The organism is Telmatospirillum sp. J64-1, assembly GCF_006980715.1.
Taxonomy (GTDB): Bacteria; Pseudomonadota; Alphaproteobacteria; order Rhodospirillales; family Magnetospirillaceae; genus Oleiliquidispirillum; species Oleiliquidispirillum nitrogeniifigens.
In genome coordinates this window covers 1-10,954 of sequence record NZ_SBHN01000044.1, presented here as the reverse complement: position 1 = coordinate 10,954, position 10,954 = coordinate 1, and the positions used below count along the sequence as shown (strand labels likewise).

Below are 10,954 nucleotides of genomic sequence, written 5' to 3'. Positions count from 1 at the left end.
GGCCGCTATCGAATCACAATCATGCCTTCCGTGCAAAGGTCTCCAGCATGAGGTTTATCTTATTGAGACAAAAAAGGAATTATCCTCACCCTGAGGAGGCCCAAAGGGCCGTCTCGAAGCATGGCCGCTTCTCAGATTGTGAGCACATTAAGGGCGTCACGATCTAGCCTTGGTGTCTTTGTGTCTTGGTGGTTAGTTTTTCCGGGTCAAAAAGAAAACGGCAGGCTGGAAAAATCCGCCTGCCGTTTTGCTTATTGGCCGTTGAGCAGTTTGCTCATGGGCGTGAGGAGATGGGCGTTGGTGGCCAGGACGTTGCCTGACTCCATCATGTTCAGCCCCTTGCCATCGGGCTCGTAGACATAGCCGCCGGCTTCGCGGACCAGCAGGATGCCGGCCGCGATGTCCCAGGGCTGCAGGCCGCGTTCCCAATAGGCATCGCAGCGTCCGGCGGCCACATAGGCCAGATCCAGCGAGGCCGAGCCGAAGCGGCGCAGCCCGGCGGTCGAGCCCATGACGGCCGACAATTCGCGCAGGAATTGCTGGTGGTCGCCCCGGCCGAGATGGGGGATGCCGGTGGTCACCACGGCTTCCTCGATCTTGCGGCGGGCGGAAACCCGCAGGCGGTGATCGTTGAGGAAGGCGCCATTGCCCTTTTCCGCGACGAAGACGTCGTCGGTGATGGGGTTGTAGACCACCCCCGCGATGATCTCGCCTTCGCGTTCCAGGGCGATGGACATGGCGAAATGCGGGATGCCGTGGATGAAGTTGGTGGTGCCGTCGATGGGGTCGATGATCCAGCGGTTGCTGGCATTCGAGCCCACTTCCTCGCCGCCCTCTTCAAGAAGGAAGCCGTAATCGGGACGGGCCTTCTTCAATTCCTGGCGCAGGACCTTCTCGGTGCGGGTGTCGGCGGCGGTCACGAAGTCGTTGGTGCCCTTGCGGGAGACCTGCAACTGCTCGACCTCGCCGAAATCGCGCAGGATGCCGCGCGCCGCCTTGCGGGCGGCGGCGACCATGACATTGATATTGGCAGAGCGGATTGTCACGCCGGATCAGTCCTTGGCACGCTCGACATAGGTGGAGTCGGCGGTGTTGACGACGATGCGGGTCCCGGCCTCGATGAAGGGCGGGATCATGACGCGCAAGCCGTTCTCCAGCTTGCCGGGCTTGTAGGAGGACGAAGCGGTCTGGCCCTTCACCACCGGGTCGGCCTCGACCACTTCCATCACAACGGTGCTGGGCAGGCTGACCGAAACCGGGGAGCCTTCGACCAGTTCGACGGTCACGGGCATGCCGTCCTGCAGGAAGGCGGCCTGTTCGCCGACCACTTCGGTGGGCACCGTGAACTGTTCGAAGCTCTCGGTTTCCATGAAGGTCAGGGTCTGATCGTCGCCGAACAGATAGGTGGCCTCGCGCTCTTCCACCATCAGCTTCTCGACGGTGTCGGCGGTGCGCCAGCGTTCGTTGGTCTTGGTGCCGGTGCGGATGTCGCGCATTTCGACCTGGATGAAGGCACCGCCCTTGCCGGGCTGGACCAACTGGATCTTGAGCACGCCCCACTGGCGGCCGTTATGCTCGATAATGTTGCCCGGACGGATGGTATTGGCCTGAATCTTCATCGTCTTCGACCGCTCATGGATATCGAAAAATAGGGAATCGGCGCGGACCCTAGCAGCTTGACCAAACCCTGGCAACTACTCCGCGCCTGGGGGATAGCGGTGGAGCCCGCCTTTGGGGTCTTCCACTAGCCCGTCCTCGGGGCGCAGCCAATTGGGGCCGACCGGCACCTTGCCGTGGCCCCCGGGGATGTCCAGCATATAGGTAGGCTGGCACAGCCCCGACACGTCTCCGCGCAAGGATTTCATCAATTCCTGCCCTTCGGCGATGCTCGTACGGAAATGGGCGGTGCCGGGGGCCATGTCGCCATGATGCAGATAATATGGCTTGATGCGGTTGGCGACATAGGCACGCATCAGGGCGGTCAGGGTGGCCTTGTCGTCATTGACGCCCTTCAGCAGCACGCTTTGGCCCAGCATGGGGATGCCGTTGTCGACCAGGGCGGCGCAGGCGGCGCGTGCGGCGGGGGTGAATTCGCTGGCATGGTTGGCATGCAGCGCCACCCAGACCGCCTTGCCGCATTTCAGCGCGGCGACCATGGCGGGCGAGACGCGGGCGGGGTCGGTGACCGGCACGCGGGTATGGAGGCGGATCACCTCGACATGGGGGATGGCGGCCAGATCGGTCAGCAGGGCCTGCATGCGGGCGGGCGGCAGCATCATGGGATCGCCCCCCGTGAGGATCACTTCCCAGATTTCGGGGCGGGCGCGGATATAGTCCAGCGCGGCCTCCATCTCGGCATCGCTCAGGCAGTCACCGTCATGGCCGACCATTTCGCGCCGGAAGCAGAAGCGGCAATAGACCGGGCAAACATGGATGGGCTTCAGCAGGACCCGGTCGGCATAGCGATGGACGATGCCCTTGACCGGGCTGTGGACGTCGTCGCCGATGGGATCGGACAGCTCACCCGGGCTGGCTTCCAGCTCGGCGGGCGAGGGGATGAACTGCCGGGCGATGGGATCGGCGTCCCCCTGGGCCAGCAGGTCCATGATCGACGGCGTGACGGCGATGGAATAGACGGTGCCGACCTGATCGATCAGCGCGGCTTCCTGGGCTCCGACAAGACCGGCCGCCAGCAGGTCGGCGGCGCTGCGCGCGGTGCGGCGGCGGGGCGGGGAAGTATCGGTCATGGTCCGGTCCCACTCTCCTTGCTTGACGGATCGGCCCGATATGGGCACGAAGCGGCGGGAGTCATAGAGGAAAAGACGATGAGTGGCAAAGCCTGGTGGGACAAGCAAGCCTTCGCTGCGCGCCTGCCCTATTTGCGTGGCCGCATGGCGGTGGTCGAGGCGGTGCGCGCCTTCTTCCGCGAGCGCGGTTTCTTCGAGGTCGAGACGCCGGCCCTGCAGGTCAGCCCGGGCATGGAGCCCCATATCATGGCGCTGGAAACCCGGCTGGACGAGCCCTTCGGCCAGGACTCGCGGCGCATGTACCTGCATACCTCGCCGGAATTCGCCATGAAGAAGCTGCTGGCGGCGGGGGCGGGCGACATCTTCCAGATCGCGCGGGTCTGGCGCAACGGCGAGCGTTCGCCCACCCACCAGCCGGAATTCACCATGCTGGAATGGTATCGCACCGGCGCGTCCTACCGCGACCTGATGGAGGATTGCGAGGGGCTAATCCGCGCCTGCGCCCGCGCCGCCGGGGCGACGGTCTTCCGTCGGAACGGAATGGAATGCGATCCCTTCCGGCCCTTCCGCCGCCTGACCGTGCCGCAGGCCTTCCTCGACTATGCGGGGATCGACCTGCTGGCGACGGCGCCGGATCCCTGGGCGCCCGATGCCGATGCCTTGCGGACTGAGGCGGCGCGGATCGGCGTGCGCGTGGGCGAGGGAGACAGCTGGGAAGACTGCTTCTTCCACATCATGCTCGACCGCATCGAGCCGCATCTGGGCGAAGGCGTGCCGACCATCCTGTGCGACTATCCCGTCTCGATGGCGGCCCTGTCCAGGCCCAGCAGCGGGGATCCGCGCGTGGCCGAGCGGTTCGAGTTGTATGCCTGCGGCGTCGAACTGGCCAATGCCTTCTCGGAATTGACCGATCCGGCCGAACAGCGCCGCCGCTTCGAGGCCGACATGGACCTGAAGGAACGCCTCTACGGCCTGCGCTATCCCATTGACGAGGATTTCCTCGCCGCCTTGGAGGTCATGCCCGACTCTGCGGGTATCGCCTTGGGGCTCGATCGTCTCGCCATGCTCTGCACGGGGGCGAAGACCATCGAGGACGTATTGTGGATCGGCCTCTAATTCATGCTCCGGGCGCCAGTCCGGGGGAAATCTCGAAGACGCTCAAAGCGTCCTGCATGCTGGTGGCCCGGCGCAGGGATTGCTGGCCGCGGGTCACCACATAGGCGGCGCGCTGGCCGTTCTTGCCCCCGGGCTTCTTGGTGATGGTGAAGAGGGGAGGGGAGCAAGTCTGTCGGAAGATCGAGAAGGTCGCCTGACCGGCGCCCTGGTCGATGGCGTAATCCCGCCATTCCCCTGATTCCACCTTCCTGCTGTAGAGGCCCAGCAGAAGGTGAAGTTCACTACGATTGAAGTGGACGAAACTGGATCTGCGATCCTGGCGATAATCAAGGAATCGTACGACTTTCGGCATGCACCCGCCTTGGGCCGTGAGGCTCCGTTGTTTCGGAAGGCGGATATTTTTGACCGAAAGTCCGTTCGCGTCCAGTGCTTTGGCGGGGAATTCAGCGGACAGAAATGGGTACGACTTGCGTGCCGACTAGATTGTCCTCGTTGCCGCGTAAGGGTTGGTCGAAGCAATCGACCATGCCCACGCTGCGGTAGCACCATACCTGGACCGGCAGCGTCAGCGGCTCTTCCTGGTGTTCCTTGCAATAGGGGCCGCCCTGTTCGGCCCGCGCCAGCGAGCAATCCTTGCCCGATCCGGCCGAGGCCACATGGTCGATCAGTGGCTTCTCGGCGGTGCAGGCGGCCAAGGCGAGGACGGCGAGAATGGGGGTGGCGAGATGAAGGTAGCGTTTGTTCATTTGCGGCAATGTCACAAAAATCCCGTCACGCGCATGGGCATGTTGCCCCTCGGCGGTCCATGAGGAATCATGCGGCGGAATGTTTAACCAATCGTTGAGAAGGAGCAAGAGCCATGGCGATGGAAAGCCCGGTCTGCGATTTCGGCCGCAAAGCTCCGGATTTCCGCCTGAAGGGCATCGACGGCAGGACCTGGAGCCTGGAAGAGGTCCGGGGACCGCGCGGCACGCTGGTCATGTTCATCTGCAACCATTGCCCCTATGTGCGGGCGGTGATCGACCGCCTGGTCCGCGACGTGACGGAATTGCGGGACCTGGGCGTCCATGCCGTGGCCATCATGCCCAACGATACCGAAAGCTATCCCGAGGATTCCTTCGACCGCATGAAGGACTTCGCCGCCGCTCATGGCTTCGGCTTTCCTTATCTGATCGACGAGACGCAGGAGGTGGCCCGTGCCTATGGCGCCGTCTGCACGCCCGATTTCTTCGGCTATGATGCCGGTCTCGGCCTGCAATATCGCGGGCGGCTGGATTCCTCGCGCAAGGAGGCCGGTCCGCCCGATGCCCGGCGCGAGTTGTTCGAGGCCATGAAACGGGTCGCGGAAACCGGCTACGGGCCTGAGGAACAGGTGCCCAGCATGGGCTGCTCGATCAAGTGGCGCGATAAGGGTTAAGAAGCGCTTTCCGTCCGTTCGGCGGGATTTGCGTTAAGGCGCGTGACGCACTATGGTACGCGCTCATTACGTCAAGTGGAGATGGCTTCGTGGCTGAACGTGATAATCCCGCTGGTGACCTGCTGCTTCAGGAGGTCGAGGAGGACCTGCGGCGGGAGCAATACCAGCGTCTTTGGAAGCAATATGGCGGCTATATCATCGCCGCCGTCTCGCTGGTCGTGCTGATCGTGGCCGGCTATCAGGGCTGGCGCGGATACGAGGCCCGGCAGAGCCAGGCCGATGCGGCGCGCTATGCCGCCGCCGCCGCCCTGATCCAGCAGGACCGCCCCTTGGAAGCCGCCGCCGCCATGCAGGAACTGGCCGATGACGCCGGTTCGGGCTACGGCGTGCTGGCGCGGCTGCGCGCCGCCGCCCTGCTGGCCCGTTCGGGGGAAACCGAGCAGGCGGCCCAGGCCTACGAGGCCGTGGCACTGAACACCAGCGCGGCCCCGCCCTATCGCGACCTGGCGACGATCATGGCCGCGTCCCTGCGGCTGGAAACGGCCGAGCCCGGCCAGTTGGAGCCGTCGCTGCGCCCGCTGGCGGACGGCACCGGCCCCTGGCGTCATTCCGCCACCGAATTGCTGGCCCTGCTGGCTTTGCGCCAGGGCAATCAAGCCCAGGCCGCGGAGCTGTATGGCCGTCTCGCCGCCGATGTGGCGACGCCCCAGGCCCTGCGCGCCCGCGCGGGCGAAATGGCAGCCGTTCTGGGTGCCAACGGTTAAGGAGCTACCCCCGTGCGCCGTCTGCCCTTCGTAATCCTTGCCTGCGCCGCTTTGTCAGCCTGCGGCGGAACCTGGTTCGGCGAGCCCGATGCCCCGCCGCTGCCGGGCGAGCGTATCGCCATCCTCGGTCATGACCAGGGGCTGGAGCCCGACCTGTCGGCACAGCTGACGCCCGTCACCCTGCCGCCTCCGGTCGTGAACGCGGCTTGGCCCCAGGCCGGTGGTTCGGCCAACCATGCCATGCATCATCTGGCCCTGGCCGAGACGCCGCAGCGGGTATGGTCGGCCAGCATGGGCAGCGGATCGACGGGGCGCGTGCGCCTGCTGGGCCAGCCGGTGGTCGCCGATGGCCGCGCCTATGCCATCGACGTGGACAACACGGTCACGGCGGTGGATGCCGGCAATGGCCGTTCCCTGTGGCGCGTCAACCTGCGTCCGCAGGGCGAATCGGGGCAGACCATGGGTGGCGGCGTGGCCGTGGACGGCGGGCGCGTCTTCGCCACCACCGGCTTTGGCGAGGTGGTGGCCCTGGATGCCGCGACGGGCGAGGAGGCGTGGCGCGTTTCCGTGGGGGCGCCGCTGCGTGCCGCGCCGACGGTCGCCGGTGGCCGCGTCTTCGTCATCACCATCGACAACCGCACCCATGCCCTGTCCTCCGATGACGGCCGCACCCTGTGGACCCATAGCGGTTTCACCGAGGTCGCCTCGGTGCTGGGGGCCGCCTCCGCCGCCGTGGATGGCAATGTGGTGGTCGTGCCGTATTCCTCGGGCGAGCTTTACGCCCTGCGGGTCGAGAACGGCGCGGTCCTGTGGGCCGAATCCCTGTCGACCATCCGCCGTACCGAGGCGGTGACCAGCCTGACCGACATCCGTGCCCGTCCCATCATCGACCGGGGGCGTCTCTATGCCGTCGGCAATGCGGACATGATGGCGGCGGTGGACATGCGCAGCGGCCGCCGCATCTGGGAACGCCAGATCGGCAGCATCCAGAGCCCCTGGATCGCCGGTGACTACCTTTTCCTCGTCTCCAACGCCCTCGAACTGGTGGCGCTGGAAGCCGCTACCGGCCGCATTGCCTGGGTCACCCCCTTGCAACAATGGGAAAACGAGCGGAACCGCACCGGCCGCCTGATCTGGGCCGGGCCGGTTCTGGCCGGAGACAAGCTGATCGTCACTTCTTCCCATGGTTGGGCGGTATCCGTCTCGCCCACTACCGGCGAGGTATTGGGTCGCGAACGTCTGCCCGGCGGTGTCACCATCTCCCCTATCGTGGCGGGCGAGACCCTGTATTTCCTGACCGAGGATGCCAATCTGGTCGCCTATCGCTAGGTTGATCCGGCTTTAAAAACATGACCTTTACCGTTGCGATCATCGGCCGGCCCAATGTCGGCAAATCGACCCTGTTCAACCGGCTGATCGGCAAGAAGCTGGCCATCGTCCATGACATGCCCGGCGTCACCCGCGACCGGCGCGAGGGCGAGGCCAGCCTGGGCGGTATGCCCTTCCGCGTCATCGATACGGCAGGTCTGGAAGAAGCCTTCGACGAAAGCGTCGAAAGCCGCATGCGCCAGCAGACCGAGAAGGCGCTGGAAGAAGCCGACGTAGCCCTGATGCTGATCGATTCGCGGGCCGGTGTCACACCGCTGGACGCGCATTTCGCCAATTTCCTGCGCAAGCGTAAGACGCCGGTGATTCTCGTCGCCAATAAATGCGAGGGCAAGGCCGGCGCGCCCGGACTTTACGAGGCCTATGGCCTGGGCCTGGGCGAGCCGGTGGCGATCTCGGCGGAACATGGCGAAGGCCTGGGCGAATTGTTCGACGCCCTGCTGCCTTTCGCCCCCAAGGAGGAAGAGGAGCCCTTCCCCGAGGAGGAAGCCGACGAAGGCGAGGGGGAAGAGGGCGAGCAGGAGCAGGACGACCCCACCAAGCCCCTGCGCATGGCCATCGTCGGGCGGCCGAATGTCGGCAAGTCCACGCTGGTCAACAAGCTGCTGGGCGAGGACCGCATGCTGACCGGCCCGGAAGCCGGGCTGACGCGCGATTCCATCGCCGTGCGCTGGCTGCATGAAGGCCGCCCGGTGACGCTGGTCGATACCGCCGGTCTGCGCCGCCGCGCCAACATCTCCGACCAGGTGGAAAAGCTGGCGGTGGCCGAGACCATCCACGCCATCCGCCATGCCCAGGTCGTGGTGCTGGTGCTGGATGTGGCGGCGATCCTGGACAAGCAGGACCTGACCATTGCCCGCTTGGCGATCGAGGAAGGCCGCGCGCTGGTCATCGCCGTCAACAAATGGGACATGGTGGAGGACCGCGCCCAGGCGCTGAAGCGCCTGCAGGACCGTCTCGAAAGCTCGATGCCCCAGGTGCGCGGCATTCCCACCGTGACCATCTCGGCCCTGGCCGGAAAGGGGCTCGACAAGCTGATGGCGGCGGTGACCCGCACCTATCAGACCTGGAACAAGCGCATCTCCACCTCTCAGCTCAATCGCTGGCTGGAAGAGATGGTGGCCCATCACCCGCCGCCGGTGGGCACCACGGGGCGGCGCATCAAGCTGCGCTTCATGACCCAGGCCAAGGCGCGTCCGCCGACCTTCGTGATCATGAGCACCAGCCGCACCGAGGAACTGCCCGAGGCCTATCTGCGCTATCTGGTCAACAGCCTGCGGGAAACCTTCGACCTGCCTGGCGTGCCGATCCGCATCTTCCTCAGGAAACGCCGCAACCCCTATGCCGAAAGTGAATAGGGCTGCCTATTCTTGCGGCGTCCTCTCACAATAGTGTAGATTGCCCTGCCCGATAGCGGATTGGGCGGAGAGATGGGATAGATGACGCTAGAGCGAAGCATCAGCAGCGCCCAATCGGGCGACGTTGCCGTCCAAAGCGAGGCGGGGGCGGGACCGGCACCGTTCCAATTGAGTGGCAGCAGCTATAATTTGTTGACCCTGCGGGTGATCACGCCCGAGGCCGGTGATTTCTTCATGCTGCTGGGCAAGACGGTGTCCCAGTCGCCGGAATTCTACCGGAACGCGCCGGTGGTGCTCGATCTTGCGCCGATCGTCGATCGTGTTCCGTTCAACATGGCCGAATTCGTCCGGCGCCTGCGTCAGCATCAGCTTCATCCGGTGGGCGTGGTCAACGGTAACGATGCCTGGAATAAGGTAGCCTCCAATGCCGGGCTGGGCCTGTTCCTGTCCGGCCGTCCGGCGCGGCTGGAAGCGCGCGAGCCCGTCCGATCGCCGAACGGCGAACGGGCAGGGCTGCTTCTGCCGGCCATCCCGTCGGCCTCCGCGACCCGCTATGTGACCGATCCGGTGCGGTCGGGGCAGCAGGTCTATGCCAAGGGCGGCGACCTGGTGGTTCTGGCTCCGGTCAGCCATGGCGCCGAACTGATCGCCGATGGCAACATCCATGTTTGGGGGACGTTGCGCGGCCGTGCCCTGGCCGGGGCGTCGGGCGATGTCAAAGCGCGGATCCTATGTCGCAATCTTGACCCTGAACTTGTGTCCATCGCCGGGATATATGCAGTGCGTGATGCTATCGGCGAAGATAGCCTGCACAAGCCCGCCCAGGTCATGCTGGACGGAGAGACCATTCTCATCGAGCCGATTCCGTAATCGCTCGGACCGTAGAACGCCGCAGATATTGATGGAGCACTTCCTTGGCTAAAATCGTCGTCGTGACATCGGGCAAGGGCGGAGTGGGTAAAACCACCACGTCCGCAGCCTTCTCGGCTGGCCTTGCGCTGCGTGGGCACAAGACGGTTGTCATCGATTTTGATGTCGGCCTGCGCAACCTCGACCTGATCATGGGGTGCGAGCGCCGTGTCGTCTATGACTTCATCAATGTCATCAACGGCGACGCGCGCCTGAACCAGGCCTTGGTCAAGGACAAGCGCATCGAGAACCTGTTCGTGCTGCCCACCTCGCAGACCCGCGACAAGGATGCGCTGACCCTGGAAGGCGTGGAAAAGGTCATCGAGGAGTTGTCCGAGGAATTCGACTACATCATCTGCGATAGCCCGGCCGGTATCGAACGCGGCGCGCATCTGGCGATGTATTTCGCCGACGAGGCGCTGGTGGTGACGAATCCCGAGGTCTCCTCGGTACGCGATTCGGACCGCATGATCGGCGTGCTGTCGAGCAAGTCGCGCCGCGCCGAGCAGGGGCTGGAGCCCATCAAGCAGAATCTGCTGATCACCCGCTATGCCCCGGAACGGGTCGAGAAGGGCGAGATGCTGAAGCTCGAGGACGTGCTGGAAATCCTGTCCGTGCCGCTGCTGGGCGTCATCCCGGAATGCGAGTCGGTCCTTCAGGCTTCGAATGTGGGGCAGCCGGTGGTGATGGACGACAAGTCCATCGCCGGTCAGGCCTATTCCGACGCCGTCGCCCGCTTCCTGGGCGAAGAGCGTGAACACCGCTTCCTCAAGGCAGAAAAGCGGAGCTTCTTCTCTCGACTCTTGCGGAGGAGCGCATGAATATCCGGAACTTGTTCCGGTCCGCGAAGCCGAAGACGGCGGAAAAGGCGCGCGACCGGCTGAAGATCTTACTCGCCCATGAACGTTCGGGCCGTAACGAGGCTATCGAGTTCCTGCCGCAGCTGCAGCGCGAGATCATCGAGGTCATCCGCAAATACGTCGCGATAGACGACGAGCGTGTGGCCGTGCGTGTGGAGCGGGAGGAGGATATCTCGCTGCTGGAAGTCAATATAGAGCTGCCCGGCCCGCCGGGCCGCTAAGGCTTTTCCACGAAGCGGAGCAGGGGCCGTTCCGCCTCGCTTACCCGGCCAGTTTCCATGAAAAAGCCCCCGTGCCTTGCGGCACGGGGGCTTTCTGGTGTTCCGCTCTTTGTCAGGCGGCCCGGATATGGGCGATGAAGCGGTTGACTTCGCTCAGCAGCAATTCCGATTGCTTG

13 protein-coding genes are annotated in these 10,954 nt (G+C 64.7%); 8 read left to right on the top strand and 5 right to left on the bottom strand.

What is annotated here, in order from left to right; translation table 11 throughout:
- Positions 1–251: 251 nt before the first annotated feature.
- The 3 genes from EPD66_RS23075 to EPD66_RS23065 form a co-directional block, all read right to left on the bottom strand.
- Entirely contained in the window at positions 252–1,046 is a 795-nt protein-coding gene (locus EPD66_RS23075) for an inositol monophosphatase family protein (RefSeq protein ID WP_142850921.1), read from the bottom strand.
- Positions 1,047–1,052: 6 nt separating this feature from the next.
- Positions 1,053–1,619, bottom strand: coding sequence for an elongation factor P (gene efp / locus EPD66_RS23070; RefSeq protein WP_142850920.1), 567 nt, complete (start codon positions 1,617–1,619; stop codon positions 1,053–1,055).
- A gap of 75 nt (positions 1,620–1,694) precedes the next feature.
- On the bottom strand, positions 1,695–2,747 hold the full coding sequence (locus tag EPD66_RS23065; RefSeq protein WP_142850919.1) for a lysine-2,3-aminomutase-like protein: 1,053 nt from the start codon (positions 2,745–2,747) through the stop codon (positions 1,695–1,697).
- A 78-nt stretch (positions 2,748–2,825) separates the two neighbouring features.
- Here EPD66_RS23065 and epmA point away from each other — a divergent pair, with 78 nt between their 5' ends.
- Entirely contained in the window at positions 2,826–3,863 is a 1,038-nt protein-coding gene (epmA, locus tag EPD66_RS23060; RefSeq protein WP_142850918.1) for an EF-P lysine aminoacylase EpmA, read from the top strand.
- Between the two features lies 1 nt (position 3,864).
- Here epmA and EPD66_RS23055 read toward each other — a convergent pair whose 3' ends face one another.
- Together EPD66_RS23055 and EPD66_RS23050 are read right to left on the bottom strand one after the other, a co-directional pair.
- A complete protein-coding gene (locus EPD66_RS23055; protein WP_142850917.1) occupies positions 3,865–4,215 on the bottom strand; it encodes a DUF2794 domain-containing protein in 351 nt (116 codons plus the stop codon).
- 91 nt (positions 4,216–4,306) lie between these two features.
- Positions 4,307–4,609 carry a hypothetical protein gene (locus EPD66_RS23050; RefSeq protein WP_142850916.1) on the bottom strand — a complete coding sequence of 101 codons (303 nt, stop codon included), beginning with the start codon at positions 4,607–4,609 and terminating at the stop codon, positions 4,307–4,309.
- Positions 4,610–4,722: 113 nt separating this feature from the next.
- Here EPD66_RS23050 and EPD66_RS23045 point away from each other — a divergent pair, with 113 nt between their 5' ends.
- The 7 genes from EPD66_RS23045 to minE all read left to right on the top strand — a co-directional run bounded on the left by EPD66_RS23045 (position 4,723) and on the right by minE (position 10,778).
- Positions 4,723–5,280, top strand: a complete 558-nt coding sequence (locus EPD66_RS23045; protein ID WP_142850915.1) for a thioredoxin family protein — start codon at positions 4,723–4,725, stop codon at positions 5,278–5,280.
- A gap of 89 nt (positions 5,281–5,369) precedes the next feature.
- Positions 5,370–6,044: a tetratricopeptide repeat protein gene (locus tag EPD66_RS23040; RefSeq protein WP_185961582.1), complete on the top strand. Its 675-nt coding sequence runs from the start codon at positions 5,370–5,372 to the stop codon at positions 6,042–6,044.
- Positions 6,045–6,056: 12 nt separating this feature from the next.
- Positions 6,057–7,373, top strand: a complete 1,317-nt coding sequence (locus EPD66_RS23035; RefSeq protein ID WP_142850913.1) for a PQQ-binding-like beta-propeller repeat protein — start codon at positions 6,057–6,059, stop codon at positions 7,371–7,373.
- A 20-nt stretch (positions 7,374–7,393) separates the two neighbouring features.
- Positions 7,394–8,788 carry a ribosome biogenesis GTPase Der gene (der, locus tag EPD66_RS23030; protein ID WP_142850912.1) on the top strand — a complete coding sequence of 465 codons (1,395 nt, stop codon included), beginning with the start codon at positions 7,394–7,396 and terminating at the stop codon, positions 8,786–8,788.
- 81 nt (positions 8,789–8,869) lie between these two features.
- A complete protein-coding gene (gene minC / locus EPD66_RS23025; protein ID WP_142850911.1) occupies positions 8,870–9,658 on the top strand; it encodes a septum site-determining protein MinC in 789 nt (262 codons plus the stop codon).
- 44 nt (positions 9,659–9,702) lie between these two features.
- Positions 9,703–10,518: a septum site-determining protein MinD gene (gene minD / locus EPD66_RS23020; protein WP_142850910.1), complete on the top strand. Its 816-nt coding sequence runs from the start codon at positions 9,703–9,705 to the stop codon at positions 10,516–10,518.
- Complete coding sequence (gene minE / locus EPD66_RS23015) at positions 10,515–10,778, top strand: cell division topological specificity factor MinE (RefSeq protein ID WP_142850909.1); 264 nt, start codon at positions 10,515–10,517, stop codon at positions 10,776–10,778. Before minD ends, minE begins: the two co-directional genes overlap by 4 nt.
- The last annotated feature ends 176 nt before the right edge of the window (positions 10,779–10,954 follow it).

Bases quoted from the DNA above. Each gene is read 5' to 3' on its own strand.
- minE (WP_142850909.1), top strand. From the start codon at position 10,515: ATGAATATCCGGAACTTGTTCCGGTCCGCGAAGCCGAAGACGGCGGAA.
- minC (WP_142850911.1), top strand. From the start codon at position 8,870: ATGACGCTAGAGCGAAGCATCAGCAGCGCCCAATCGGGCGACGTTGCC.
- der (WP_142850912.1), top strand. From the start codon at position 7,394: ATGACCTTTACCGTTGCGATCATCGGCCGGCCCAATGTCGGCAAATCG.
- epmA (WP_142850918.1), top strand. From the start codon at position 2,826: ATGAGTGGCAAAGCCTGGTGGGACAAGCAAGCCTTCGCTGCGCGCCTG.
- EPD66_RS23065 (WP_142850919.1), bottom strand. From the start codon at position 2,747: ATGACCGATACTTCCCCGCCCCGCCGCCGCACCGCGCGCAGCGCCGCC.
- EPD66_RS23045 (WP_142850915.1), top strand. From the start codon at position 4,723: ATGGCGATGGAAAGCCCGGTCTGCGATTTCGGCCGCAAAGCTCCGGAT.
- efp (WP_142850920.1), bottom strand. From the start codon at position 1,619: ATGAAGATTCAGGCCAATACCATCCGTCCGGGCAACATTATCGAGCAT.
- EPD66_RS23050 (WP_142850916.1), bottom strand. From the start codon at position 4,609: ATGAACAAACGCTACCTTCATCTCGCCACCCCCATTCTCGCCGTCCTC.
- EPD66_RS23055 (WP_142850917.1), bottom strand. From the start codon at position 4,215: ATGCCGAAAGTCGTACGATTCCTTGATTATCGCCAGGATCGCAGATCC.